Annotated in this window: 28 protein-coding genes and 3 pseudogenes; 12 read left to right on the top strand and 19 right to left on the bottom strand. The window is 47.8% G+C overall.

From position 1 onward, the window contains the following. Positions 1-109 precede the first annotated feature (109 nt). From C7R92_RS01070 to C7R92_RS01060, 3 genes are all read right to left on the bottom strand, one after another. Positions 110-487, bottom strand: coding sequence for a VOC family protein (locus tag C7R92_RS01070; protein WP_017250907.1), 378 nt, complete (start codon positions 485-487; stop codon positions 110-112). A gap of 11 nt (positions 488-498) precedes the next feature. Further along, on the bottom strand, positions 499-858 hold the full coding sequence (locus C7R92_RS01065; RefSeq protein WP_106832922.1) for an MmcQ/YjbR family DNA-binding protein: 360 nt from the start codon (positions 856-858) through the stop codon (positions 499-501). Positions 859-937: 79 nt separating this feature from the next. Further along, positions 938-1,771, bottom strand: a complete 834-nt coding sequence (locus C7R92_RS01060) for an AraC family transcriptional regulator (protein WP_106832921.1) — start codon at positions 1,769-1,771, stop codon at positions 938-940. A 156-nt stretch (positions 1,772-1,927) separates the two neighbouring features. Between C7R92_RS01060 and C7R92_RS01055 the strand changes: the two genes are divergently transcribed. Further along, positions 1,928-2,701 (top strand): YheC/YheD family protein, encoded by a 774-nt coding sequence (locus C7R92_RS01055; RefSeq protein ID WP_106832920.1) that lies wholly within the window; start codon positions 1,928-1,930, stop codon positions 2,699-2,701. Positions 2,702-2,737: 36 nt separating this feature from the next. Here the strand turns inward: C7R92_RS01055 and mscL are convergent, their stop codons facing one another. The 3 genes from mscL to C7R92_RS01040 are packed head-to-tail and all read right to left on the bottom strand — an operon-like array spanning position 2,738 to position 4,997. Continuing rightward, the gene (gene mscL, locus C7R92_RS01050) at positions 2,738-3,199 is read right to left on the bottom strand and encodes a large conductance mechanosensitive channel protein MscL (protein WP_106832919.1); all 462 of its coding nucleotides are present in this window, start codon (positions 3,197-3,199) and stop codon (positions 2,738-2,740) included. Positions 3,200-3,211: 12 nt separating this feature from the next. Beyond that, entirely contained in the window at positions 3,212-4,144 is a 933-nt protein-coding gene (locus C7R92_RS01045) for a nucleoside hydrolase (RefSeq protein WP_106832918.1), read from the bottom strand. A 4-nt stretch (positions 4,145-4,148) separates the two neighbouring features. Then, entirely contained in the window at positions 4,149-4,997 is an 849-nt protein-coding gene (locus C7R92_RS01040) for a nucleoside hydrolase (RefSeq protein WP_106832917.1), read from the bottom strand. Positions 4,998-5,213: 216 nt separating this feature from the next. Here C7R92_RS01040 and C7R92_RS01035 point away from each other — a divergent pair, with 216 nt between their 5' ends. Next, the gene (locus tag C7R92_RS01035; protein WP_106832916.1) at positions 5,214-5,555 is read left to right on the top strand and encodes a hypothetical protein; all 342 of its coding nucleotides are present in this window, start codon (positions 5,214-5,216) and stop codon (positions 5,553-5,555) included. Positions 5,556-5,926: 371 nt separating this feature from the next. Here C7R92_RS01035 and C7R92_RS01030 read toward each other — a convergent pair whose 3' ends face one another. The 6 genes from C7R92_RS01030 to C7R92_RS01005 all read right to left on the bottom strand — a co-directional run bounded on the left by C7R92_RS01030 (position 5,927) and on the right by C7R92_RS01005 (position 11,944). Beyond that, positions 5,927-6,142, bottom strand: a complete 216-nt coding sequence (locus tag C7R92_RS01030; protein ID WP_106832915.1) for a hypothetical protein — start codon at positions 6,140-6,142, stop codon at positions 5,927-5,929. A 52-nt stretch (positions 6,143-6,194) separates the two neighbouring features. Next, the gene (locus C7R92_RS01025) at positions 6,195-7,406 is read right to left on the bottom strand and encodes an ABC transporter permease (RefSeq protein ID WP_106832914.1); all 1,212 of its coding nucleotides are present in this window, start codon (positions 7,404-7,406) and stop codon (positions 6,195-6,197) included. Continuing rightward, entirely contained in the window at positions 7,393-8,124 is a 732-nt protein-coding gene (locus tag C7R92_RS01020) for an ABC transporter ATP-binding protein (protein ID WP_088906448.1), read from the bottom strand. Before C7R92_RS01020 ends, C7R92_RS01025 begins: the two co-directional genes overlap by 14 nt. 4 nt (positions 8,125-8,128) lie before the next feature. Continuing rightward, positions 8,129-9,718 (bottom strand): efflux RND transporter periplasmic adaptor subunit, encoded by a 1,590-nt coding sequence (locus C7R92_RS01015; RefSeq protein ID WP_106832913.1) that lies wholly within the window; start codon positions 9,716-9,718, stop codon positions 8,129-8,131. Positions 9,719-9,861: 143 nt separating this feature from the next. Beyond that, positions 9,862-11,295 (bottom strand): HAMP domain-containing sensor histidine kinase, encoded by a 1,434-nt coding sequence (locus tag C7R92_RS01010; protein WP_106832912.1) that lies wholly within the window; start codon positions 11,293-11,295, stop codon positions 9,862-9,864. After that, complete coding sequence (locus C7R92_RS01005; protein WP_069845802.1) at positions 11,261-11,944, bottom strand: response regulator transcription factor; 684 nt, start codon at positions 11,942-11,944, stop codon at positions 11,261-11,263. The genes C7R92_RS01010 and C7R92_RS01005 overlap by 35 nt, the downstream gene beginning before the upstream one ends. A gap of 137 nt (positions 11,945-12,081) precedes the next feature. Here C7R92_RS01005 and bluB point away from each other — a divergent pair, with 137 nt between their 5' ends. Together bluB and C7R92_RS00995 are read left to right on the top strand one after the other, a co-directional pair. Beyond that, positions 12,082-12,735, top strand: coding sequence for a 5,6-dimethylbenzimidazole synthase (gene bluB, locus C7R92_RS01000; RefSeq protein ID WP_007727497.1), 654 nt, complete (start codon positions 12,082-12,084; stop codon positions 12,733-12,735). A gap of 80 nt (positions 12,736-12,815) precedes the next feature. Next, positions 12,816-13,004: pseudogene (locus C7R92_RS00995) on the top strand (cyclic nucleotide-binding domain-containing protein); the annotation flags it as partial. Here the strand turns inward: C7R92_RS00995 and C7R92_RS00990 are convergent. Both C7R92_RS00990 and hrpB read right to left on the bottom strand, forming a co-directional pair. Further along, a pseudogene (locus tag C7R92_RS00990) lies at positions 12,995-13,219 on the bottom strand (DUF4386 family protein); the annotation flags it as partial. The pseudogenes C7R92_RS00995 and C7R92_RS00990 overlap by 10 nt on opposite strands. A 286-nt stretch (positions 13,220-13,505) precedes the next feature. After that, complete coding sequence (gene hrpB, locus C7R92_RS00985) at positions 13,506-16,010, bottom strand: ATP-dependent helicase HrpB (RefSeq protein WP_106832911.1); 2,505 nt, start codon at positions 16,008-16,010, stop codon at positions 13,506-13,508. A 138-nt stretch (positions 16,011-16,148) separates the two neighbouring features. Here hrpB and C7R92_RS00980 point away from each other — a divergent pair, with 138 nt between their 5' ends. After that, positions 16,149-16,979, top strand: a complete 831-nt coding sequence (locus C7R92_RS00980) for an MBL fold metallo-hydrolase (RefSeq protein WP_106832910.1) — start codon at positions 16,149-16,151, stop codon at positions 16,977-16,979. Positions 16,980-17,015: 36 nt separating this feature from the next. Further along, complete coding sequence (locus C7R92_RS00975; protein WP_106832909.1) at positions 17,016-17,876, top strand: S-layer homology domain-containing protein; 861 nt, start codon at positions 17,016-17,018, stop codon at positions 17,874-17,876. A 34-nt stretch (positions 17,877-17,910) separates the two neighbouring features. Here the strand turns inward: C7R92_RS00975 and C7R92_RS00970 are convergent. Continuing rightward, positions 17,911-18,620: pseudogene (locus C7R92_RS00970) on the bottom strand (DUF421 domain-containing protein). Between the two features lie 154 nt (positions 18,621-18,774). Here C7R92_RS00970 and C7R92_RS00965 point away from each other — a divergent pair. Next, positions 18,775-19,164, top strand: a complete 390-nt coding sequence (locus C7R92_RS00965) for a VOC family protein (RefSeq protein WP_106832908.1) — start codon at positions 18,775-18,777, stop codon at positions 19,162-19,164. Positions 19,165-19,205: 41 nt separating this feature from the next. Here C7R92_RS00965 and C7R92_RS00960 read toward each other — a convergent pair whose 3' ends face one another. Then, positions 19,206-20,720 carry a PH domain-containing protein gene (locus tag C7R92_RS00960; RefSeq protein ID WP_244195607.1) on the bottom strand — a complete coding sequence of 505 codons (1,515 nt, stop codon included), beginning with the start codon at positions 20,718-20,720 and terminating at the stop codon, positions 19,206-19,208. A 2-nt stretch (positions 20,721-20,722) separates the two neighbouring features. Then, entirely contained in the window at positions 20,723-21,214 is a 492-nt protein-coding gene (locus C7R92_RS00955) for a PH domain-containing protein (RefSeq protein WP_106832906.1), read from the bottom strand. Positions 21,215-21,523: 309 nt separating this feature from the next. On the opposite strand from C7R92_RS00955, the gene ahpC reads away from it, so the two are divergent. Next, positions 21,524-22,087, top strand: coding sequence for an alkyl hydroperoxide reductase subunit C (gene ahpC / locus C7R92_RS00950; protein WP_106832905.1), 564 nt, complete (start codon positions 21,524-21,526; stop codon positions 22,085-22,087). Positions 22,088-22,100: 13 nt separating this feature from the next. Further along, on the top strand, positions 22,101-23,630 hold the full coding sequence (gene ahpF / locus C7R92_RS00945) for an alkyl hydroperoxide reductase subunit F (protein ID WP_106832904.1): 1,530 nt from the start codon (positions 22,101-22,103) through the stop codon (positions 23,628-23,630). A gap of 48 nt (positions 23,631-23,678) precedes the next feature. Here ahpF and C7R92_RS00940 read toward each other — a convergent pair whose 3' ends face one another. Continuing rightward, a complete protein-coding gene (locus C7R92_RS00940) occupies positions 23,679-24,509 on the bottom strand; it encodes a prohibitin family protein (protein WP_069845818.1) in 831 nt (276 codons plus the stop codon). Between the two features lie 95 nt (positions 24,510-24,604). Next, entirely contained in the window at positions 24,605-24,811 is a 207-nt protein-coding gene (locus C7R92_RS00935; RefSeq protein ID WP_069845820.1) for a hypothetical protein, read from the bottom strand. A gap of 288 nt (positions 24,812-25,099) precedes the next feature. Between C7R92_RS00935 and C7R92_RS00930 the strand changes: the two genes are divergently transcribed. The 3 genes from C7R92_RS00930 to C7R92_RS00920 all read left to right on the top strand — a co-directional run bounded on the left by C7R92_RS00930 (position 25,100) and on the right by C7R92_RS00920 (position 26,942). After that, the gene (locus tag C7R92_RS00930) at positions 25,100-25,366 is read left to right on the top strand and encodes a CD3324 family protein (protein ID WP_106832903.1); all 267 of its coding nucleotides are present in this window, start codon (positions 25,100-25,102) and stop codon (positions 25,364-25,366) included. An 83-nt stretch (positions 25,367-25,449) separates the two neighbouring features. Further along, positions 25,450-26,208, top strand: coding sequence for an MBL fold metallo-hydrolase (locus C7R92_RS00925; RefSeq protein ID WP_106832902.1), 759 nt, complete (start codon positions 25,450-25,452; stop codon positions 26,206-26,208). Then, the gene (locus C7R92_RS00920; protein WP_106832901.1) at positions 26,205-26,942 is read left to right on the top strand and encodes a class I SAM-dependent methyltransferase; all 738 of its coding nucleotides are present in this window, start codon (positions 26,205-26,207) and stop codon (positions 26,940-26,942) included. Before C7R92_RS00925 ends, C7R92_RS00920 begins: the two co-directional genes overlap by 4 nt. Positions 26,943-26,972 lie beyond the last annotated feature (30 nt).

Raw genomic sequence — 26,972 nt, 5'->3', positions numbered from 1 at the left:
GTTTTCCTATTAAAAAGTTTTATATATCAGCCAATGATGCGGTCCAAAACGCAAACAAGCCGAACCTTTTTCACATAGGCTCGGCTTGTCTTCTTATGTAAGGTTCGTATTACGCAAACAAACTGATCAGGTTCCCATCCGGGTCTTTCACAATGGCATACCGCTGGCCCCAGAACGCATCCCACGGCTCACGGTGACTCTCGTAGCCATGTGAAACGATTTTCGTATACAACGCATCAAGTGCCGCAGCATCCTCACACAAAAAAGCCAGCTCAATTCGATGCCCAACAGGTGCTTCCCATCCTCCATACACACCCTTGGCAACTTCTATTGTATCAAAGGCCAGACGAACACCCTCCTGCGCTACTTCCACATGTGGCTCTTCATTTGCTCCCTCCGGAATATCGAAACCGAGAACCCGATAGAAATCCAACGCTTTTTTCATGTCCTGTACAACAATCCCTACCATATCAAGCTTGATTCCCATATCATTCACTCCTATTCGCTCTTGATTTCTTGCTGGACGCGCTTAGGCAGTTTTTGGAGCACCGTTTCGTACGCATGCTCGATCATCCTTTCCCATAAACCTTCGGGAATGGCAGCGTCCAAGTAGACAGAATTCCAATGGGATTTATTCATGTGATAGCCGGGTACGATCCCTTCATAGGTCTCGCGCAATTCCTCCGCACGCATCGGATCGCATTTCAAGGTGAGGATGCGAACACCTTTGGAATCGCCTCCGATCATGGCAAATATTTTGCCTCCGACATGGTAGCGATCGCATTCCCAATCCATCTGATAGTCATGAGTGGTACCGGGCTGCTTCCGGCAGTATGTATCTAATGTTTGTTCATTCACATGAATTCACCATCCTTTCTATAGGGTAACGCGTCTCACAAAAAGAAGATTGTAAAAAACGGACAACTTTTCAAGACTATCAATTCGTACGATCTGGCGAGACAATCTTACTGGGAGCTACACCGTAAAAAGTGTGAAAGCTCTTGATCAAGTGCGACTGATCGTAATAGCCACATTGGAGAGCTGCATCTGTAAACGAAGTGCGTGTTCCTTTAGCCAACATTTGCAGTAGCCCTTGAAATTGAATGATTCGGCCCAGTTCCTTCGGGCTCATACCCAACTGTTGTTGAAACGTCCTGCGCAAGGTTCTCTCGCTGTAATTCACTTTCTCGGCGAGCGCAGCCATGGAAAGATTTCCTCTGTATTCATATAAATAGTTCATGCTTGTCAATAGCAACTGGTCTGCTGGATCATCCATCCATAATCGTTTGATTAGCTCCTGCTCCAACCAAGCGATCCGCTCCGCCGTGTCGGAAGCTTCGAGCAAGCCCTCTATCACTTCATCCGCCTCTTTGCCCCAGATGTCTTGCAGATGGGGATGATGGCCGTTGATCATGGCGACCGGGTAGCGCAAAAAGCGAGCTGCTCCCTCAACGTAAAACCGAATGCCGATCAAGGATTGTGGTTCGGCTACTAGCATATCTTCATACGTCCGCATCAGTCCCGTTAGAAATGCCCCCTTCTTTACAGAAGTAGCTCCGAGATTGAAAATGATATCGACGCATCCATCCGGAATGACTCGGCTCATACGTGCGATACCCTCCCCGTTGTACTCTGAGGTCCAGTAGCAGGCGATATAGTTCGCCAGACTTTTGCTGGGCATGTATTCTCGGTAACGGTACTCATTTTGGACGTTCGCTCGTTCCAGAGTCGGAGGTTGCACTGGGCGATATTGCCGCATGATTTTCGCCATCCTTGTCCAATGATTAGAACATATATTCCCCCACAACTTTCTAAATCCTTCTCACTCCTCAGCATTTTTTGAAAAACGCGAGAGCCAGCAAAAACGGTCGTGAATGTAGTTGCATATGTTAGGACGAATGGATTTTTCGAAAGTGAGGTGCATGGTGTGATCTCTTCTTCCAAGTGGAAACTTCATCAGTTCTTTTCAAAAAGTCCGCACATTCGCCCTTACCTCCCGCCTACTTCCTTGTATCAGCCTGCTCATTTGGACTCGTATGTAGCGAAGTATTCTACCGTCTATATCAAACCGACGCGAACCCATATGGGAAAAGGCATTATCCGTGTCTGGAAAACGGACGACGGGGGCTACCAGTTCGTCAAGGAACGTGGAGAGCCGATGCACGCTATGACCTTGGCAGACTTGAAGCAACAGCTCACCAGCCTGTGCACAGAAAAAAATTATGTCATCCAAAAAGGGCTGGATTTAGCTGAAATCGACGGCCGCCCCTTTGATATTCGCGTTATGATGATGCGCAATGGATTAGGCAAATGGCAGTATGCCGGCATGCTAGCCAAGGTAGCCGGTTCCGACAGTATTATTACCAATGTCGCTCGTGGCGGCGGATATGCCGTCACAGTCCCGCATGCCTTGAAAAAATCTGGAGCAGTCGAGCCGACCAAATTGAAAAGTGTCGTCTCAGATTTGATCCAAATCAGTCACCGTGTATGTGCCCACTTTAATAAATATCGGCACAGTGCGCAAATCGGCGTTGATTTTGCCATTGATAAAGCCGGAAGCCTCTCCATTATTGAGGTCAATTACGACTTTCCATCCCACGGGTTGTTTGCCAAGCTCAAAGACAAGACCTATTACCATACGATTAAAAGACTTCACTCTCAGTATAAAAACCGCGTGAAACGAAAACAGAGGAAGGCATAATCGCCCTCCTCTGTTCGCTTGAATCGTGTATTTGTCTTATTCGTGTGCCAATGTTCCTTTTGGCTCCAGCATGGAGGTGCAGTTCGGGCAACGTGTAGCCTTGATCGGAATAGCCGAAATGCAATGCGGGCACTCTTTCGTTGTCTCAGGTGCTTTCTCCACTTCTTGCTTGCGTTTGAAACGGTTGAGCTGCTTGATGACGATAAAAATCGAAAAGGCGATAATGACAAAATCAAGGACGGAATTGATGAACAACCCGTAGTTCAGCGTTGCAGCTTTAGCTAATTTTGCGTCAGCGATCGTCTTATAAGGAACTCCGCTCAAATTGATGAAGAGACCGGAGAAATCGACCTTGCCCAAAAGCATCCCAATCAATGGGGTAATGATGTCATTAACGAGGGAAGTAACAATTTTACCAAAAGCCCCACCAATCACGACACCGACAGCGAGATCCATCACATTTCCTTTTAACGCAAACTCTTTAAACTCTTTTAACACAATAACTACCTCCTAATTTCCTAATACATGTTTCAAAAAATGGCTGACAAAGCGCTCATGGTCAACCTTCAGGCACACGTCCACATTCGGCGGCTGCGCTGGATGCTCCCGTCTGTCTCCAATCGTACGGGCATCACTGGCTCCCCCGGACGTATCTACCGCAACATGCATCGGGACTGCCTTCACAAACGTCGGATCAATGACGACACCTACCGCCAATGGATCATGCAGACCGCAGCCGCGCAAATTACCCACTGTGGCGTAGGCATTCATGTACACCTCGCACATATCCGCGAAAACATGGCTCAAGCGTGTATCCTTCGTTCTCCATTCCTGCAAGTGCTCGCGGGTAAGCAGCGTTTGCATCGTCACATCCAGGCCTACCAGCGTCACTGGAATACCAGACTGGAAGACATACGCTGCCGCTTCCGGATCGGCGCAAATATTCGCCTCCGCTACAGGCGTGCGATTCCCCGGCACCGTTACAGCTCCTCCCATCACGACCACTCTTTTGACAAGGGATACGATTTCTGGAGCAGCCATAATCACCTGCGCCAGATTGGTCATGCTCCCGACGGTCACGAGTGTCAATTCGTGAGGATGTTCCTTTATCGCAGAGATGAGAAATTGTGTGGCACACTGTGGCTGAGCCGTTATTGATGGCTCAGGAAGGACGACATTGCCTAGCCCGTTTTCACCGTGGAACAGCCTTGCTTTTCCTGTGAGGTCGCGAACAATCGGCTTCGATGCCCCCTGATAGACAGGAATCGCAGAGGCATCAAGCAGCTCTAGCATCTGTAAGGTATTGCGTGTTGCTTCCTCCACCGTAATATTGCCAAAAGTCGTGGTAATCCCACACACTTCAAGAGCAGGCGAGTGAACGGCATAAGCAATCGCCAGCGCATCATCAATCCCGGTATCGACATCCAAAATGATTTTTTCCATGCGCTTATACCCCTCCCTGATCCAAAAAGGTTTGCAAAAAGCGCTCTGCCTCTGCCATCTCAACCGCAACGCATACAGACGTATCGGTTCCTACACTCGGTTTCGCCCGTAGATCGGCTAGAATAGCACCGCGTGACCATTCGCTTTTGCATTCGACTGAGAGCTTCATCTGCTCCATCCGCATCTTTTCTGGAGAGAGAGCTGCGAGCATCGCTACCCATGCATGGAGCGCACGAGCGGAAGCGGCGAATTGCATGTCTGACATCGTCGTTCTATCGATCAGGCCAACTGCTTGTGCGAGACTTCCCAGCATATGTACTTGCTCTTCCGTCAAACGAAACGAGCTGGTTGTATCTAATGGAACAAGCACCAGCGGCAAGCGGGCTGCCAAAACGAACGCAGCTGCTTCTGGATCACCATGCATGTTTGTTTCAGCAATGGCCGTAACGTCTCCTGGTACGCGTATGGCTCCACCCTGCACCACAATTCGCGTAAATTTACGCACCAACAGTGGATCACGCGTGACAGCCAAAGCTAGCGTCGTCAAACGGTCAAATGTCACGAGCGTCAAGTCACTTTCCTCATCCTGCGTGTTTTCTGCAAGGAGCCGTACACCTTCCGAGGTGGTCGTCTCTATCGTTCCCGAGAAAAGCGGTTGCTTGGCACCTGTAACGATTGGAATTTCATAGCCTGGCTGTGCAAAATCAATCAGCTTGCTAGCCAAGCTTGACTGCGTGTCTCTGCAAATGATTCCTGCCACTTGAACATCAGGCGACCGCAAAGCATACAGCAAGGCCAGCCCTTGTCCAAATCCACCGCAAAACTCGATGATCAATCGGTGTTTTTTTGCCACAATCTCATCTCCCGCTTCTCGCTATTGCCATTTGTCAAAACCGCTTTTCCTATGCTATCCAAATCAGCAGCAACCGTCAAATATCCAAATACTCATCTCTACCTTCTCTTCTCTTGCATCGAACTGATAACTATTTTACACTTATTCATAACTTCGACAAAAATCGCCATCACACAAGACTAATGCGCCAAGCCATGCAAAAGGAGTATAACGGTCATGCTTTCGTTGAACCACTCAACCATGGATGCTATTTCTCTCGTGAAAAACCTACTGATTCAAGCGATTGTACAGCACCAAACGAAGCCTTATCTTCCTGTATGGGGAGAACTATTTACAGCGTTGCGGGAAATCCAGAAAGCAGGCCAGCATTCACAGAAAAATATACACGTCTATTCCATTGAGCCGACAGGCGATCTTTGGTATTTGTACCGAGAGAATGTTTTTTCTGTCGATCTACCTGGGATGGGCATCACGATTTCTCTCACACAGGAGCAATTGATTGATGCCTTGCTAAAAGGAAGCTTTCAACCTACTCTATCGATAACAGAGCCGTTATGAGAAACGGCTTTTTTTCATGCATTTTGACAAAAAAAAAGCCCCAAGATCAAATCTTGGGAGAGAGTAGTACGTTGTATTCACGTGAATACGCTCATTTTATATCCAACTACTCACTCGTTCTAGCTGTATATTCAGGTATTTGTACCTAATATATCCTATGAGTAAAAATGCTGTCGAAAACGAACATTTGTACATTAGCAAAAAAAGAGGCGGCCCTTCTGCACAGATTGGGTGCCGCCATCCCGAACTTCCCCAAGTTCGTTCATATTGGAATTGTACTATGAAACAGTCCTATCGAAAAGTGTCAGGTTTTGTTTTCCTGTGAATTATTGCAAATCCCTGACGCCTGCTTAAGGCCATCAGGGATCATTCTATTTGCTATCGTTGTTGAGCACATCAGCAGCTCTAGGTCCAAAAATGATATACAAATAGACATATTGGCTGACGCTAACTCGAGGAAAGACGAACGCAACACTGGTCTTGCCCTCTTTTTGTCTGACAAAATAACGCAATTTGCTTGTTTTGATCCTTTTCACAATGCGTGTCGCTTCTCGCCATGGTACGGAAAATTGAACGCTTTTTTCCATCAGCACCAACACCTCTCACGGCTAGTATGCCCGGATTGGTAAAATTACACACTCACTCATACCGCAGTGCGTCAATTGGTTTGAGCTGTGCTGCTTTTCTCGCCGGATACACACCAAAAATGACACCAACCAATGTAGACGTCAAAAATGCATACATGATCGGCGACAGACTAATGGAGGTCGCCATCTGACCGAGCTTGCTAACCAATAACGCAGCCCCTACCCCTAAGGCAATACCAATCACCCCGCCAATCAGGCTAAGCGTAACCGCTTCGATCAAAAACTGGCGGAGAATATCTCCCCGCTTGGCTCCAATCGCCTTGCGAATCCCGATCTCCCTTGTCCGCTCCGTGACTGATACAAGCATAATGTTCATTACGCCGATCCCGCCAACAATCAGCGAGATAGCAGCAATGCCAGATAAGAGCGCGGTCATCGAGCTGGAGACTGACTGTGCTGTGCTTAAAATGTCTGATTGAGACGTAATGCGGAAATCATCGGCAGCTTGAGGCCGTAGCTTGTGATTGGCACGAAGGGCTTGCTGAATATCTTGTTGTGCCTTCTCCATCAAGTCCGACGATGCTGCCGAGACGTAGATCGAACCTACATTTTTATCTCCGGTCAACCTGTTCATCGCAGTGGTAATCGGAATGATGATCCGATCGTCGTTGTTTGTCATGCCTGAACTTCCCTGGCTCTGCAATACGCCGACGATCGTAAAGGGAATCCGGTTGATCTGAACGGTTTGCCCCACTGGATTCGCTCCTTTAAACAGGTTGCTGACCACCTCTGTCCCCACGACAGCCACGTTGTATTGCATCTTCACTTCAAAGTTGCTAAAGAAACGCCCTTGTCCTATTTCTACATTCCTCACCCGAGGGAAATCGGCTGACGTCCCCTCGAGCGTACTGGAATAGTTATTGCTTCCCCAGACAATCTGGCCCCGCGCATTGACGCTGGGAGCCACACCCGAAATGGACTCTTTTTGCATCAGGGTTTCTGCATCTGCCATCGTCAACGTATTCAGAGAGCCAGCCCCAAGGCTTACCCTGCCTTGTGTCGCCTGACCAGGTGAGACAATCAGCAGGTTGCTCCCTAAACCATTGATCTGTGATGTAACAGACGTGGAAGTCCCTTCTCCGATCGCCACCATCGCGATAACAGCAGCCACACCGATGATGATTCCCAGCATCGTGAGAACGGAGCGCAAGCCATTTGCCCTGATGCTGCGAAATGAAATGCGTACACATTCAATAAAGCTCATCTGCTCTACCCTCCATCGACACCCTCCTGCGATCCTCCACCACTTCATCCGCGATAATTTGCCCATCACGAAATCGGACGATCCTCTTGGCATACTCCGCAATATCAGGTTCATGTGTCACCAAAATAACCGTTTTGCCTGCATCGTTCAGCTTTTGAAAAATACCCATGATCTCTTCACTCGTCTTTGTGTCCAGCGCCCCTGTCGGCTCATCTGCCAGCAGGATGACGGGATCATTGACGAGAGCTCGCGCGATCGACACGCGTTGCTGCTGTCCACCTGACAGCTCATTGGGCTTGTTGTTCAATCGCTCTGCCAGCCCGACACTCGTTAATGCCCGGATGGCTTTTTCTCTTCGTTCCCGTGCAGGCGTGCCTCCATATAATAGAGGCAGCTCTACATTTTCAACTGCGGTTGTACGTGGCAACAGATTAAAATTTTGAAAAACAAAGCCGATTTTTTGATTGCGGATGACCGCCAATTCATCGTCATGTGCTTGTGATACAGGATAGCCGTCTAAAAAAAATTCTCCCGAGGTGGGCTTATCCAGACAGCCAATCACATTCATCATGGAAGACTTGCCTGAACCGGAGGGCCCCATGATGGCCACGAAATCCCCTTCCTCAATCGACAAGCTGACACCTCTGAGCGCATAAATCTCCTGATCTCCGATGACGTACTGTTTTCTCAGCTCTTCTATTTGAATGACCGGTTTCATCTGCCTACCGTCCCCTTATCTGGACGCCCATTCCGCCGAATCCCGGCATACCGCCGCCCATTCGAATTCCATTTTGACTCGTTCCAGATGAGGTCTGTGTATTCACGAGGATAACGACACGCTCTCCTTCGGTAAGCCCCTCCGTCACTTCTACCTGATCGGCAGTGAAGTACCCCATTTTGATCGGAACAAATCGATACGGCATATTCGCTCTGCCTTCTCTGCCTCCACTGCGGTTATTCGCTTGCTTCGCCTCAGCCTGATTCCCTTCCGCTCCTTCACCGGCTTGTTGTGCAGCATCTCTTAGCACATACACGCCATCTTTGCCATTTTGCGTTTGCAGCGCTTGCGCAGGTACCACAAGCACATTTTTATGGGTACCTCTTTCGATCGCGACGTTCATCGTCATCCCGATCTTCAATTTGTTATCCTGATTTGCCACAGACAAAAGCACATCGTAAGTGGTGACTCCAGCGTCGGTTTTCGCTTCTGGATAGATCAGCTTAACTTTTCCACGGAACGTCTCGTCCGCATAAGAACTAGTCGTAAAAGTCACAGGCAAGCCTTCCTGCACTTTTCCGATGTCACTCTGGCTAATCTGGGCCAATACCTCTAAGTCTCCGCTATTCGAATTATCCATGATAATGAAATCATTGCCGGGTATTTCGCCTACATTACCATTCACTTGGACGATCACTCCGTCCATCGGTGCTTTCAAGGTGACAGCCCTCCATGCCTTTTGTGCTTGTTGCAGCCCCGCTTTTGCCTGTTCCACAGCTGCTTTGGCCGATAATACTGTAGCGGCATCGGGTCCTTCCTTCGCTTCCTGCAACGCTTCTTGCGCTGTTTGATACGCAGCCAATGCCTGCTCTACCTTCACACTGGCCTGCCCTGTCGTCTGTCCGGCTGTCAAGACTGCCGAGTTGTAATCGCGCTGAGCTTGGTCCAACGAGGACTGGGCACTGTCGAATTCACTCTTGGCAATCGCACCTGCCGCAAACAATGCTTTCTGGGAAGTGTATGTCTTTTGGGCACTCTCCAGATTTGCCTTTGCCTTCTCCACGTCATTCGTCGCTTTTTTCCCGTCAATGTTTTGCTTTGCGAGCTCCCACTCGTTCTTGGTCTGATTGACGGTGGCTTGCAAAGAAGTGATTTCAGCAGGACTCTTCCGCTTTAGTGCCTCTTCTAGCTTGGCTTGTGCCGATAAAAGATTGGCTTCCGCATTGGTCACCTGGATTCTCGCTACGGAATCGTCCATCGTCGCCAGAACTTGCCCTGCCTTCACAGCATCACCCACGCCGACCTGAATGGTAGAGATCGCATCCTTGGCTTCTTCTGCATCAGAAAACGAGAGAGCCGAGCGCTTGGAAGCCTGGACAGTGCCTGATGCCTGCACGACTTCTGAGATGTCTCCCCTTTTTACCGTCTCCACTTGAAAAGCGGCCTGCGCCGTTTGTGAGGGAAAAAACGACTGGTAGCCGAATATTCCACCTGAAATGACCACGGCTCCGACAGCCAATATACCAACTATCCGTCTTTTCTTGTTGCTTCCTACCTTCGAAAACAACGTTCGCGTTTTCTCCATTTGTGTCACTCGTAGTCCTCCTACCGTCTACTTGATTGAAGACTTGTCTTTTTGGTTGCGATCACTATACGGAACGAATACGTCAGGGAAAAGTCAGATGAAGACACAAAAAAACGACCAGAGAACCAGGTCGTTTTAGGATCATGCCTATTTTATTTGCGCAAAATCAACGTGAAGGTGCTGCCTGACGCTGTACTCTCCGTCAGGGTCAACCTCCCCCCTAACGCTTGGGCAATCATTCTGCTAAAAGACAGACCAAGCCCCAGCCCACGGATGATGTGCTTCTTGTCCTCGCCTCGGTAGAATCGCTCAAAAATCAAAGACTGTTCTTCTAGCGGTACCCCACGTCCATTGTCCTTCACATCAATGCGAATCTCATCTGCTGTTGCAGATAGCGACACGAGAATCCGCCCCTCCGATTCCATCGCTTGTGCCGCATTGTTTAGGAGATTGTACATGATTTGCTGCACACGCAGTGGGTCGGTCTCTATCCAAATCGGATCAGAGGCATTTTCGATGTGCAAGCTTAGCTTCTCTTCTTCCTGCACAATTTCCCATTGGTGCGTAATTTCCCGGATCAGCTCTTGTATGTTTTGAGGTTGCCTGCGAATGCGAATGTCACCGACAGCAAAAGAGTTAAAATCGAGCAAATCCTCTACCATCTTTTGCAAACGTGCCGTTTCATTCGTACAAATATCCAAAAACTCCTTGGCTTCCTCACCGCTCACAACCTCTTCCCTCACGGCTTGTACCAGCCCACTGATGGACGTAACAGGTGTTTTGAGTTCATGCGTCACCCCTGCCAATAGCTCGGTACGCATCATTTCCAGCTGCTTCAGTCGTTCTGCCATTTCTTCAAAGGAATGGATCAGCTCATACACTTCTTGTTCGCGCTTGTTTTTATCCAATTGAATCTCGTAGTTCCCCAGCACGATTTGCTTGGCAGCGTCCGCCACATCCTTAATCGGCTGAGACAGCTTTTTCGTCAGCAAATAAATGACGAGCCATCCAAGTAAGCCGAGACCCAGAAGCATGATCGCGAGCAACTGGAATTCCGTCATGCTTCGAATCACCTGTTTTTGTGGGGTGAACAGCATGACCCAGCCAACCACTCGCTCATCAACCTTAATGCTTTCCTTCACGAAAAGCACTTCTTCGCCCCGCGCAAGCTCAAACCGTGACAGGCTGTCATCCGCTTCCACCAAATCAGGCGCGATGCGCTTCAGTTCCCCAGAAAAAGGACCTGGTACGCCAAATACTGGTTGCTTGTGTTCATCTAAAATCATCATAATAGGCTTGTAATTGACTCCGAGTGACTCCTGGCGACTGTCCACTATACGAAACAAGAACGGAGCCATTTTTACCTTGCCTTCCACATCAACGACCCGATCCGCTACTTCCGCCGCCATCAGTCTCATAAAATCAAGGCGTTTTTGAGTTTCGCTATAAGAAATCCAATAACTGGAGGCAATCCCGATCACGAAAAGGCCGATACACAAGATGATCAGGTATCGCGTCGTCCAATACCGAAATAAAGAGGTGCGTTTTTTATCACTCATATACACACAGCTTGTAGCCCAAGCCACGATAGGTACGGATTTCCCCTTCGGATGTCGGCCAATTCTCCAAGGATCGCCGGATGCGTTTGATCGCGAGGTCTACTGCGCGATCACTTCCTTCGTAATCCATCCCCCACACCTGCTCGATGAGCTGTTCTCTGGTGAATGTCTGGTTTTTGTACTGTGCCAAAAAAAGAAACAGGCACAAGTCCTTAGGCGTAAACGCCAGTTCGATGCCGTGCAGCATGACAGAATACGCCTTGAAGTCGACTTTCAGACTACCGAACTGCTTCACATGATCGCCTTCTATCAATTGTTTCGGGCGACGTAATACCGCATGTACGCGAGCGACCACTTCGTCGGCAATAAAGGGCTTGGTGATATAGTCATCGGCGCCTTTGTTCAAGCCCGCCAGCTTGTTATCGATTTGTCCCAACGCTGTCAGCATGATGACGGGACACGAGCTTTTCGCCCGAATATATTCGAGAATACTCCATCCGCTTCGTCCAGGCAGCATCACATCCAGCAAGACGAGCGCAGGATTGAGTGAATCAAACTTCCGCTCTGCTTCCTCGCCGTTAAATGCCTGTTCGACCTGAAAATTGTTTTTTTCCAAGTACGCCTTCAATACCCGAGAGATGGGTAACTCGTCTTCCACGATTAAGATGTTTTGCATGCTCGTACTCTCTCCCCTCTGCTCGGACTACTCTCCCCTTTAGCGTAGGACATGAATATGTCAAGCAGATGTCTGGAAGGAAGCATACTTTGTAAGTAAAATAAAGAGACCTGAATGCAAATAGGGAGGTTTTTCTCATGAAACGCTTAACCGCGGAAGAAAAAAACGGTTTGTATAAAGCCATCAGCAATCGTCGCGATATCCGTAGCTTTCGTCAAGACCCTGTCGCCCCAGAAAAGCTCGCCATGATCTTGGCTGCTGCCCACCATGCTCCTTCTGTCGGATTCATGCAGCCTTGGAATTTTGTCCTGGTAGAAGATGACGCAACCAAACAAGCTCTCGCAGAATGTGCGGATAAAGAACGCCGGGCGCTAGCCATCCACTACGAAGGTACGGGACGAGAGTCGACCTTTTTAGAGTTGAAAATTCAAGGGATCAAGGAAGCGCCTGTCACCATCTGTGTCACTTGTGATCCTACACGGGGCGGAGACCATGTACTTGGACGCAATTCCATCCCGGAAACAGATATCATGTCTGTCAGCTGTGCGATCCAAAACATGTGGCTGGCTGCCTACGCAGAAGATTTGGCGATGGGCTGGGTCAGTTTTTACAAGAAGGCCGACGTGCGTCGTATCCTAAACATACCGCCGCATATCGATCCAGTCGCATTGCTGTCGATCGGCTACACGGATCACTATCCGGAACGTCCACTCTTGGAGCTACACCAATGGAGACAACGCGAGGATCTGCAACAGTTGATTTATCGGGAGCAGTGGGGGAGCAAGGCGTAAGCCGCGACGAAAGACTAACAAAGAAAAAAGGTTCCCGTTTCGAGCATGGGAGCCTTTTTCTTTCAGGAAAGGAAAATGAAATGAAAGAGATTCTATTGAAATACCTAACTAGATTTACAATCCTTTCTGAAAAAGAACAACAGGCAATCGTTGAAGAAATCGTTACGGAGGAATATAAAAAAGGAACCATACTCCTTCGACAAGGAGATGTTCCCACGAAATGTTATTTTGTACTAAAGGGATGTGTCAGACAGTATTCGATAGATGAAATCAGGATCAGGAGCCATCCCAAAATTTCCGCTTGGAAAAGCACAGTGGATGTCTGGATATTGTGGAAGGTTGCGTTGGGATCTCCTTCTACGACAAGATTTCCATGAACAAAACCAAAAGAAAAAAAGGAAGCAAACACCATGATGAGAAGTGAAACACCAGCAATCAGAGCAGATTTTCTCTGAATCGATGGCTGATTGATTGAGATCGCCATAAGACCCCTCCTGTTTTGCATTGTTTCATTTTATTGTAGGAGGAAGGTTAGAGACGGTCATTGACTTAAATCAAGTCTGCATTTTTTCAAAAAAAAACCGCCTGATCAACAGGCAGCATAATAAAGGTAGAGGGGGTAGTACGTGATTCACGGTATCTTCCTGACGTGCCCGAGCACGAAGAAGGTTTCACAATTGACGTGACTCACGAACATGGAACTAGCAAAATGGGAAATTTCACCTGACGCCGAGTCCCTCCCTATGCCCGAATATACCTAACAAATCGATTTATATGCGTGGACGCGTTCGGTTTGTCGGAATGGCCGCTAGCGGATCATCTGGCCAATAATGCTTGGGATAACGCCCCTTCAAATCTTTTTTCACCTCAAAATACGCATGTGCCCAAAAGCTCGCCAAGTCCCGTGTCACTTGTACCGGACGATGAGCTGGTGAAAGCAAGTGCAATGTCAGTGGTACTCTGCCTCTGCCTATTCTCGGAGAGTCTTGCCAACCAAACAACTCCTGTAACCGGACCGAAAGCACCGGTGCCGCTGGATCACTGTAATCGACAGGAATTTTGGAACCGCTTGGGACGATCACATGAGTCGGAGCGTATTCGTCTAGTTGTCTGCGCTGCTCCCATGACAGCATACTCTCCAGCAACGTCGTCACTGTCAGCGACTGCAAGTCTTCCTTTCTTTTGAAACCATACACATGGGGAGCGAGCCATTCCTCCAAGGAAGTAAGCAGTGCCTCCTCTTCCACATTCGGCCAGTCTTCCTCCAGACGATGCATAAACAACAAACGCTCCCGATACTGTCTCGCCTGCCGATTCCACGGCAAAATCTCCAAGCCTTCTTCTTTTATTCCGTCCAAAAACGCGGTTAACACCTCATCTGTCGAAGCCTCCGCAGGTATATCCGCCAACAGGATCGCCCCCAGCCGTTTTTGCTTACGGCTGCGAACTGCCCCTGCTGTATGCTCCCACCATACGTTCATTCGTTCGGTAATCTGCATCGTACAATCATTCAACAGCTCGCTTTCTGCCACGCTAGCCGCCAGTAATATCCGACTGTCTGCGCCCTGGTCATCGAGTTCTGCTGCCACAATATACGGCGAAGCAATCAGTGGCTGCTGCACGGAAAAAGCTGCCCCACGCCCATTGCGAAGCAAATAACGTCCATCTGCCCTTCGCTGGGCAATCCGATCCGGGTACGCAAACGCCAGCAGTCTTCCTGTCGCTTCTGTACGAGTGGAAGTGTCACTAGGCTTGTTGTTTATCCATACCCGTTTGAAGTACGCCGCCTCTTTCCAAAGTCTTTTGCATGCTCCTACATCAATCGGAAGCTCCACTGCCCCACTCTGTTTGTTCGCTACCTGACGAAGCAGTTCAACACGCGTACGCATATCCGCATCTGCTGAAGCATGGCGCCCCCTCACAATATCGCGTTCTTCCAAGAGGACAGCGAGCTCGCAAGCCAATTCACCATGCCCCAGTTCATTCGCTTTCTGAATCATGTGGCCCAATCTCGGATGTACCCCCATCCCAGCGAGCACTCGTCCATGTGGTGTGATCTGCTTGCTCTCATCTAATGCGCCCAGTTGATGTAGCAGCTCTTGAGCCTGTGCCATCGCTGCCTTCGGCGGGGGATTCAGCCAATCCAACTCGTCCGACGACCCGACTCCCCATAGAGCCAGCTCCAAAGCGAGCACAGCCAGATCCGCTTCCATGATTTCAGGTGCCTGCTGTGGAATGAGCATGCGATCTTCTTGCTCTGTCCACAGTCGAAAGCAGACCCCTGGCGCAAGTCGTCCAGCCCTTCCTCGGCGTTGGTCAGCAGATGCTTTCGATACCTTTGCAGTCTCCAGTCTCGTCATCCCTGTTCGTGGAGAAAAGCGCGGGACCCGTTTTAATCCACTGTCAATCACGATGCGCACACCCTCGACCGTCAAGCTCGTCTCGGCAATCGTGGTAGCAAGGACAATTTTGCGCTCCCCTGTTTTCCCGGGCTGGATCGCCTTATCTTGTTCCTCCTGCGACAAATTTCCGTAAAGAGGCGCAATCCGTAAGTTCGTGCCCACACCGCTTTGTTCAAGCAACTCTTGCACGCGGTGAATTTCTTTGGCTCCCGGTAAAAAGACGAGCATATCTCCCTCTTCTTGTCTCAACGCTTGGAAGATCATCTGGACAACGACCTCTTCCAGACGCCCCTCCATCGGGGAAGTCAAAAAGTGCGTCTCCACTGGAAACATCCTGCCTTTACTATTGACAACGGGAGCATTCCCCAGCAAGGCTGACACGGGTTCGGCATCGAGCGTAGCGGACATCACGAGAATTCGCAGGTCTTCCCGAAACAAGCTTTGTGCCTGAAGACTAAGGGCCAGCCCTAAATCTGCGTGCAAATTCCGTTCGTGAAACTCGTCGAAAATAACAAGACCGACATCAGATAGCTCCGGATCATCCTGTAGCATTCTCGTTAAAATTCCTTCTGTAATCACTTCAATCCGTGTGTCTGGACCTACTCTTGATTCACGCTTGACCCGGTATCCGACCGTTTGTCCAACTGCCTCACCCAACAAGGCAGCCATGTAGGTAGCAGCTTGACGTGCGGCCAGTCGGCGTGGGACCAGCATGACAATTCGTCGATTTTGTAACCAAGCTTCTTCACGCAAGGCCAGTGGTACCCGCGTCGTCTTCCCCGCACCCGGAGCAGCGACCAACACTGCGTTTGTCTCTTTGCGCAGCGTGTTTACCAGCTCTGGCAATACTTCATTTATCGGCAATGCATTCATGTTTTCACCTCATACGAGCAATCATCCCTATTCATCATACACGATACAGAGATATAGGATGAGTGTCGATCGCAATCAGAAATGACTGAATACTCATTCAATAGTATAATGATTCCATTACTATGGGAGGTGTGCGGTATGATTCACATTCATCATCATGAAGACGTGGCATGTCTGGCAGGGATTGTTCGCGTAGGGGATTGGGAATCAGGAATTTATGTTTATGTGACGGATGGCATGCTGGTTGATACTGGCCCGAAAGTACTCGAGCAAGCTCTCGTTCACAGGCTTCAGGAAGCCTCGTTTGATTCGGTCGTACTGACGCACAGCCATGAAGACCATGTCGGTACCGCCTCGTGGATTGCCCAGCACAAGCAGGTCCCTCTTTTCATTCACGAAAAAGGAGTCGATATTTGCTCACAAAAAGCACAGTATCCTTTCTACCGTAAGCTTACTTGGGGGATTCGTGATCCGTTTGTGGCCCAACCTTTGGGTGACGTCCATCACTCTCGCTCTACGAAATGGAAGGTGCTTTATACCCCCGGCCATGCTCATGACCATATAGCTTTGCTGGACGAAAGGACCGGTCGCTTGTTCTGCGGCGATCTTTTTATGGGTGTGAAAACGAAGGTCATACTACGAGAAGAATCGATCCCCACCTTGATGAATTCCCTTCGTACGGTACTGGCTTGTGACTTCAAGTCGATCTTTTGCGCCCATTCCGGCTATCATCCAGACGGGAAAATACGCTTGCAACAAAAGCTGGGGCATTTGGAGAATCTGTCTGGGGAAATCCTGCATTTGCATAGCCAAGGGCTTTCTCCCCATGAAATAAACAAGCAACTGTTTCCTTCTAAACCACCAATCATCGCGGCTTCGTCTGGCGAGTTTGACTCGCTGCATATCGTCACATCTGTTCTTGCAGAGCGCATTCCATTTCCATCGCCGGATAGTATACTAGAAGGATAATCTTTACCATTTCATAGAAAAAAGAGAGGAGAACATATGAAAGTCATCACAGTGTTACTTGCACTCATTCTCGGATTATCTGGTATATATCCCGCAGTTTCTCATGCTGCACCGAAATTTAATGATGTCGATCCGAAGAAATACGGTTGGGCCATGAATTCGATCTCCTTCATGGTAGATAAGGGTGTGGTTAGTGGTTATCCTGACGGTCGCTTCCAACCTGACAGATTGGTCGACAAGGCAGAAATGACTGTCATGATTTATCGCCTGTTTGATCAATATAGACCGTACAAGGCTAACAAAAAAACAGATTACAGCAGCTATCACATCGAGAAATTTGCAGACGTGCCTAAAAATCACTGGGCGTACACAGAGATCAGCTCGATCGTCACAAGAGACTGGTGGAACGCTGTCCGCTATTCGTCCAATGGCTACTTTTTTTTCCCAGACACCAAACTAAATCGAATTGGTGCGGCGAACGTCCTGCCCGTCTTTATGTTAGAAAACCAAGACATTCCAGCGGCAGAGGTCTTACAAATCCTTTCTGGCATGCGGGATATTCCCATCGTCTTGAGTCAGTATTCGCTTGACCCAAACTCTCCTGAAGACTTTTTCCAGGAGGATGGTCGGTACAACGAAGATGGGAGAGACCAAACTAACATCCTGTATCCGCTTCTCTTTGGCCAAGATGGCGATGAAATCTTGTTTACGGATGACTACAGTGGAATCATTGGAACTAATCTCGCCCTTTTGCAAAAAACAGGGATCATGACTGCCTGGAACGGCAAGTTCGAGGGTGGAGAAATGCTGACTCGTGCAGAAGCTGTCACTATTTTGCACAGATTTTATAACTATTTGAAGCAAACAGGGACACTCCGCCAATACTCGAGCAAGTGAAAAACCTCCATCTTGGAGGTTTTTTTGCGAATCCTTATTCTTTGTCGATCGGATTGGTGATACCGTCCTTATACGGATCGAAGTAAATTTGTCCATTGGAGCTAATCACGGCGTAATTCACTTCCGCGACGCTCAAGCCTTTTTTGCCCACCTGTGAGAGTAGCCACTCGATGGTCAGGCTATGTTGGCGTAAATTGCTCTGGATGATTTGGCCATCCATGATTAATTCAATCGGGAATGCCTGCCTATTCCCCGTTTTCAGCTTTAAGTCTCCGCGTGTGACAGGCAGAAACTGCGGCTTTCGCAGGACCGATACCTCTCCATTCAACTCCAGCACAGCATATTGAACTTCTTCGATATTAAAAATGTTTCTCTCCCTCAGCTCTTGATTCAGCGTATCCAAAGACAGCTTCAGCTTGCGCATGTTATCTTCGAGAATTCTTCCATTCTGGATGATCACCGTCGGCTGGCCCGAAAACCATTTTCGCACTTTCGGCTTTTCAGAGAGAGGATCATGAGCGAATAGGCGATGCCACTAAAAGTGAGTAACACCACGATCATATGCGAGATTTTGATCATATTGTTAAAGGCAAGATTGGCTGTCAACGCCCCCAAAGTAATCGCCGCGACAAAGTCGTGATACGTCATTTGCGCGATCGTCTGCTTCCCCAGCATCCGTGTAATGATCATCATGATCGCAAAAGCCAGTACTACTCTCGCAACTATTTCCACAATTGACTCCATGCTCCACCCCGAGGATGACAAAATTTCCACTATATCCAAATTATAGCCATGTTTTTCAACAGAAAACCCATCCTGACTGTTTGCGCATACAGACTTTTCCTACAAATTCTTCTACAATAGAAAAAATCATACCTGTGGAAAGGAACGAACGAATATGGCAATCAAAAAGCTGGAGCATGTGGGTTTGATGGTAAAAGATTTGGAGGCATCCATTGCCTTTTACACCGAAGTGATTGGGATGGAGCTAAAAGGAAAGCTCGCTCATTCCAACGGAGTCATTACCCTCGCTTTTCTTGGATTTCCGGGGACAGAGACAGAGCTGGAGCTCATTCAAGGATATAGCGATTCACTGCCGGTAGAGGGCAAGGTCCACCACCTTGCGTTTTCTGTAGACAACCTCGAAGCTGAAATCGACCGTTTGAAGCAACTACATGTATCCTTTATCGATCAGGAAATAACCACACTACCAAACGGTTCGCGTTATATGTTCTTCAAAGGTCCGGATGGGGAGTGGCTGGAGCTGTTTGAAAGCACAAGAACGTAGAGGGAAAAGATTCGCCTTTTCCTTCTACGTTCCCTCTTCTTCTACTCTACTTTAATCTCTTTTCTACGTCCCATATACCACTGATAAAACCCTTCCGCCAACTCAATCGGCACATCTGTTACGCCTTTATGACTCACTGGTTTGGCGCGATTGACCGTTTTGATAGAAGCGAGACCTAACTGCTTTTGAAGAAGGTCTCTTTTGACGTTGACCTCAATAATCTTTTCTCGTTTGGAGACAAATAATGTTGTGGTTAAGCTCCCTGTTTGGAACTGGATGAAGTGATCATTCAAGGTGTATCGCGTGTTGTAGAATTCAATGACCTCGAAGACCAGAACGAACAGTGTCAACGCAATGGATATGATCCACCATGCTTGCTCCCATCCCCAAATATTCGGCTTGAAATAGGAAAGCGCACCTGTTCCTATCATCCAAATCCAGCATGATCTGACCAAGCGAACCCATAACGATTTGATTGGGAGACTCGTCATTTCTTCCGTCACTTCATACGCAGGCAATATTTCTGAGATCATCTCATACGCACGTTTTACCGGTAAAAATGGATAGAGTGAGCTGACATCCTGTTTATCTTTCTCCGAATCACTATCCCCGCCGACAACCGTCAGCTTGACTTCGGCGAGACCCAGCATGCGCTTTAACAAGGATTGCTTGATTTTAATCGCCTGCACTCTCTCTTTTGCGATCGAAAAAGCTGTTTCTTCGATAACTCCTTTGGCAATGTAAATTCGCTCATGATCCGACGATATCTCATATTTTCCGTAACGAATGTAAGTCGTGACCATACCGAATACGATGGATAGGACCAGAAGTCCAACGGCTGTCAGCGTAATCAATGTCCATGAGCTCGTAATAAGCGAATAAATACCTACTACCTGCTCCTCCACGTCGATATATTCGGTGAGTTTGAAATACGCCCATAGTAGTAACGTAATCATCCCGAGGAAGCTGAGAGAAGTGAAGGAAGCCTTGATAATCTCTTTTTTCGTTGGCGCAAAGTGAATGATTCGCTCAGGAGTGATGTACGGCGTACCGATTTCCTCCAAAGAGGTCGCGTCTCCTTCTTTCCCTTCTGCTTCAGGCTCTTTCTCTACTCGCACTGCCTGTTTCGTGTAAGCCTCCAGTCGATCCGCTTCGTTTAAAGAAATCACCGCGAATTCCACGGTAGAATCATCCCCAACCATCCCTGTCTCAAATCGAATGGAAGTCACCTTGAAAATCCGGTGCAGCAACGTCGTATGTCGATTGACGTTTTGGATTTTGGCAAAGGGGATCGTTTGCTTTGTCTTTGTAAAAATTCCTTGGTAAAGATGGAAAGCCGTATCATCCAGCCTATATTTGTACGAAAACCATTTCAAAACCAGATAGACCAGCATCCCTACTACATAGATGTAAAACACAATTCTCCCATACGAAATGAATGCGTTCGTCGAATCACGATTGAACACAAACAGAATCAACGCAGGAAAAAACAGATGCTTTACTTGGGTGATGAGATCAAAAAGGATATTTAGTAGATGGTATCGTTTTGCTTCCATCACTACTCCACTTCCTTTAATTTGGCGTAGTGTGCAATCTGTTCTCTTAATTGAGAAGCGACATCCCCCGGCAGTCCTGGAATTTCGTGCGAGGACCCCATTGTTTTTATCGAGATGGTGTACAATCCGTACTTTCGTAAAATCGGTCCTTGCTTCGTTGAAACTGCTTGGATTTTCGTCATAGGGACAAGGAAATGTCTCTCTGTGATCACCCCGAATTTCAATTGCAAGAAATCTTCGTCGATATCATACCGCCAGCTTTTATATAAAAAATACGGTTCGACAAAAGACCAAATCATCGCGATCACACCGATCACGAGCAATCCGTGCAAACTCCATCCGATCCATTCCTTCCAGGCAAAACGATCATCTAGATAATAAAGGACGGCCAAAATAACCAACCCGATCACTGCCGTAATCCCCTCAGTCATCAGTTGTACTTTGAACGCATCCTTGGACAAGCATTTTTGCGGTGCGCTAATTGGAGATGGCATATCATCACTCCTGTATGTTTATTACGCTCTCAATTCGCTCTTTAATTCATACGTAAAACAATCCGCCCGGTTTCTACGGACGATTCGTCAATTTTTCATACAGCAAACGAATACTCTTATGCCATTCGAATCATACTAAATGATGGAGAAAACGGCTTGTAAAAATTATCACATTATAATCATTATAAAAAACTTGACTTACTGAATCATTTATTAAATAATAATCATTGTAAATTATATTCAAGCATGCCTCGTTACGCATGTCCTGAATATGTACTATACAAAAAAACATATAAAGGAGCTAACACTATGTCACTCATCGGAACTGAAGTATTGCCTTTTAAAGCACAAGCATTCCAAAAAGGTAAATTCCTCGAAGTAACAGAAGCCAACTTCAAAGGTCAATGGAGCGTAGTTTGCTTCTACCCAGCAGACTTTACTTTCGTTTGCCCTACTGAACTCGAAGATCTGCAAAACCAATATGCAACTTTGAAAGAACTCGGTGTTGAAGTATACTCCGTTTCTACAGATACTCACTTCACTCATAAAGCATGGCACGCAAGCTCTGAAGCCATCGGTAAAGTAGAATACATCATGATCGGCGATCCTTCCCATGTTATCTCCCGCAACTTCGATGTATTGATCGAAGCTGAAGGTCTGGCAGATCGCGGTACATTCATCATCGACCCAGACGGTGTCGTTCAAGCTGTTGAGATTACTGCAGGTGGCATTGGCCGTGATGCAAGTGCTCTGATCAACAAAATCAAAGCAGCACAATATGTTCGCAACAATCCAGGTGAAGTTTGCCCAGCAAAATGGCAAGAAGGTGGCAAAACATTGAAACCAAGCCTTGATCTCGTAGGCAAAATTTAAGGTGTGATATAAAATGGCCCTTGACCAAGAAATCAAAGCGCAACTAGAACAATATCTCGAGCTCTTGGAAGGCGATATTGTACTCAAAGTCAGTGCAGGCACCGATGAGGCATCTTCTGAGATGCTTGCACTGATTGATGAGTTAGCCAGCATGTCTTTGAAGATCAGTGTGGAGAAAGCAGCATTAACTCGCACACCTAGCTTTAGCGTAAACCGTGTCGGTGAAGATACTGGCGTCGTTTTTGCTGGTACTCCACTTGGTCACGAATTTACTTCCTTGGTATTGGCTCTCTTGCAAGTTAGCGGAAGAGCTCCAAAGGTCGAGCAAAGTGTCATTGATCAAATCAAAGAACTTCGTGGTGAATATAAGTTCGAATCTTACATCAGCTTGAGTTGCCACAATTGTCCAGATGTTGTCCAAGCTCTGAACTTGATGAGTATCTTCAATCCTGGTATTACTCATACAATGATTGACGGTGCCGTATTCACGGACGAGGTAGAGAGCAAAAACGTGATGGCTGTGCCGAGCGTTTACCTCAATGGTGAATTTTTCGAAAGCGGTCGTATGACTGTGGAAGAAATTCTTGCCAAGCTGGGTTCTGCTCCAGACGCATCTGAGTTTGACAATAAAGACCCTTATGATGTGCTTGTTGTGGGCGGTGGCCCAGCAGGTGCAAGTGCGGCGATCTATGCAGCACGCAAAGGGATTCGTACTGGCCTCGTTGCTGAACGCCTTGGCGGTCAAGTCAATGACACATTGGGCATTGAGAACTTCATCAGTGTGAAATACATTGAAGGTCCTCAGCTCGCAGCCAACTTGGAGAAACAAGTAAAAGAGTATGGCATTGATGTCATGAAGCTGCAACGTGCCAAGCGTTTAGAGAAGAAGGATCTGATCGAAATTGAACTTGAAAACGGCGCTGTTCTGAAGAGTAAGACAGTCATCTTGTCGACAGGTGCTCGTTGGCGGAATTTGGGTGTACCAGGTGAAGCAGAGTTCAAGAACAAGGGTGTAGCGTATTGCCCTCACTGCGACGGTCCTTTGTTCATAGGCAAAGATGTCGCAGTTGTTGGCGGCGGTAATTCAGGTGTGGAAGCAGCGATTGATCTCGCAGGTATTGTGAAGCATGTAACCGTTCTGGAATTCTCGCCAGAGCTGAAAGCTGACGCGGTATTGCAAGATCGTCTCTACAGTCTGCCGAATGTCACTGTACTCAAAAACGTTCAAACCAAAGAAATTACGGGTACGGATAAAGTAAACGGTATTTCTTACCTCGAACGTGAGACAGGTGAAACCAAGCACATTGAATTACAAGGTGTGTTTGTACAGATCGGTCTGGTACCAAATACAGATTGGTTGGGCGACACGATTGAGCGCACTCGCTTTGGTGAAATCGTGGTAGACAGCCATGGTTCTACAAACATCCCTGGTGTTTTTGCTGCCGGTGATTGCACGAACAGTGCTTATAAACAGATCATCATTTCGATGGGATCTGGTGCTACTGCGGCTTTGGGAGCTTTTGATTATCTCATCCGCAACTAAAAACAAAGCCACTCCTTATAAAGGGAGTGGCTTTGTTCATTTATTCGGTTATTGGGAACCCACGTTGATAAACGGAGTAGCTCCACCTGTTACATTCGGCAGCTTTCCATCCCATTTGCGGATCGCTTCGAGTTGCGCCTCAATCTGTCTGAGCTGAATCAGCTCTGGCGTAACCTCTTGCTTTTGCAGACGCAGAGCTTGTGCCTGTGCTTCTGCTCTCGTGATTTCCTGCTCTTTCTCGATCTTGATCCGCTCCAGGTCCAGCTTAGATTTGAGTGCTTGCTGCTCAGCCACCTGCTTGGATTCAATGGCGCGGTTGAATTCATCACTGAAAGTAAACTCGCGAATATTGATTTCGTCGAGGATGATGTTATAGTTAGCCAGCTTTTTATGCAGGACTTCTTTTACCTTTTGGCTGACCTCGGAACGTTTGGATACCAGTTCCTCTGCTGTGTATTGAGCGGTCACGGCTTTAAATGATTCGGCAATGGCAGGATCAACAATTCGGCTATTGTACTCTAATCCCACTTGCTGATACAGCTTATTGACATTTTCTGCATCCAAATGATGGTTAACGGCAATCGTCGTAGATACGGTTTGCAGGTCACGTGAAGCAGAAGTCTGGCTCATTTCTGATTTTTGCACTCGCACTTCCATCGGCACCACGGTTTGGATGAACGGAATTTTAAAATGCATGCCCTCTTGCAGCACTTTTGGCTGTACCGCTCCCAGTTGCAGTACAACTCCACTATGCCCTGCGGAAATAATCGTAAAAGATTGCGTGCCAAGTAAGACCAACACGACCAGTATCACAATCGTTGCGATTAGCTTTCCTCCAGCTTGAAAGGGACTCATTTTTACAACATTTTTGTCGCTCATACTCGTCCTCCCTCTATCTATACATGCTCATTCATTTATACGAGGGAGTGGGCTATAAGTTTCAAGAAATTTATGAAAAATACATGTCATGAGCGCTATGCTTTCGATGCTTCTAAAAGAACGCGTGCCATACGCTCTGCCTCGATTTTGCATAGCTCAAATTCGACTTCACCAGATACATGCGAAATCAATTGGATGACTTCCTCACACCCGTGATCGCATATTAAAAACTGTCCCCACCGCACTTCCGAACGTGGTACCTTGCGGGCGGAAAAGCCGCTCTGAAAACCTCCAAGACTCATTTTTTCTCATCCCCTATCCGAAAAACAAATCTACGCATCCCTCTCATCTTACCCTTTCTTTCGCAATCAAGGAAAAGATGTTTATTGAAGGAACTCCCCTTTCTCACTACTATAGAATCAAGAAGGGAGATGATTCATATGCTAGACCCTTATGTACGAAGAGCCGAATGCGGCTCTGAGCAAAGAGTTCCGCTTTCTCTTGGTTCAGAGCCTTTCCACATATTGAGTTGAGGATCTCTTTGCTCATCTATATACGCACATCACGCTATATAGACAGGAGCAAAGCACATGAAATACAAAAATGCACAAGACCTATTGCCAGACGATCTGCTGCGGCAAATTCAGCATTATGTACAAGGAAGTTATTTGTACATCCCGATCCACCACGAAAACAAACGACAATGGGGCGCCTCTACAGACACAAAGCAGTGGCTAAACGAGCGCAATCAAGCGATTTGGCAGGCATTTCACGAAGGGGCTTCTGTCAAAATGCTCGCCCGGAAACATTACTTGACCGAACACAGTATTCGGCGCATTATTCGTGGACATAAATGAGACAGAGAAAAGGTCGACCGTGTGTCTGTTTCCCAATTGCGTTACACTCCTTTGTAAGATCAGTCAGTCAGGAGGAACAACGTATGAACCAGATTCACTTTCTCGACATTTCGTTTATGTACAATGGTTCTCCACAGATCATTACCCCTGTGCTGCTGCAGGATGAGCATGAAATGATCCTTGTGGACTGTGGTTATCCAGACTTTTTGCCACTGCTTCAGGAGGCTGCACACAAGCAACAGCTTACGCTCGACGACCTTACGAAGGTCATTGTGACGCATCACGATATGGATCACATCGGTTCTTTGGCAGCATTAAAACGAGCCTATCCGCACCTCGAAATCATCGCCTACGAATGCGAAGCACCGTATATCGCCGGACAAAAAACTTCTTTGCGATTGGAGCAGGCGCAAGCGACACTGGATCATCTGTCGTCTGGTGAAAAGCAGCACGCTAAGGAATTTATTCGCTTTTTGCAGTCCATCGAGCCCACTGAGATTGATCGAACCGTAACGAATCACGAACGTCTACCTTGGTGTGGCGGCATCAAGATCATTCACACACCTGGACATATGCCGGGACATATTTCGTTGTATTTGATCGCAAGCAAAACGCTGATTGCCGGAGATGCTGTTGTGATCGAAAACGGTAGACTCAAAATCGCCAATCCGTCCTATACGCTGGATATGCAGGAAGCGATTCGCTCTGTCTACCACTTACTCGAATATGACATCGAGCAGTTGATTTGCTATCACGGTGGATCGTTTCAAGGGGACGTCAAGCAAGCGCTGCGGGAACTACTCCAAGCCTACGACCCGACCCAGGAGGTTTTGAACGGATGAAACAGAACAAATACGATGAGCAAGGCTTTTTCACCACATACAGTCAAATGGCTCGTTCGATTGAGGGACTGAACGCCGCGGGAGAATGGCACGCGTTTCGGGAGCTACTGCCTTCCCTTCGCGAGAAAAAGGTCCTCGATCTTGGCTGTGGCTTCGGCTGGCACTGCCGATATGCGCGTGAGCAACAGGCCCGCTCCGTTGTGGGTGTGGACCTTTCCGAAAAAATGCTGGCTCGTGCCAGAGAGACGACAACTGATCCCGCCATCGAGTATCTGCGTCTTCCGATTGAAGACATCGATTTTGCTCCAGAGGCATTCGACGTCATCATCAGCTCCTTGGCCATCCATTATGTGGAGCGCTTTGACTTGCTTTGCCAGCGTGTTTATCACTGTCTTGCTCCTGGAGGTTCCTTCGTTTTCTCCGTGGAGCATCCCGTCTTCACTGCTCTAGCTGAACAGGACTGGCATTACGGACCCGGGGGCGAACGAATACACTGGCCAGTGGACAACTATCAGCAGGAAGGCATCCGGCAAACCACCTTTCTGGATCATGAAGTCGTCAAGTACCACCGAACGTTTTCGAGCTATATGAACGATCTCCTTGCTGCCGAATTTCACCTAACAAAAGTCGCTGAACCTGGCCCTCCTGAAGAAATGCTGGATATACCCGGGATGCGAGACGAACTCCGTCGGCCGATCTTCTTATTGATCGCCGCCAGCAAACGAGCATCCTAACCGATAAAAAAGCACCCCGTCCTCCACGTC

Origin of the sequence: Brevibacillus porteri, from assembly GCF_003013475.1 — a bacterium.
Taxonomy (GTDB): domain Bacteria; phylum Bacillota; class Bacilli; order Brevibacillales; family Brevibacillaceae; genus Brevibacillus; species Brevibacillus porteri.
This window is presented reverse-complemented; position numbering and strand designations above follow the sequence as displayed.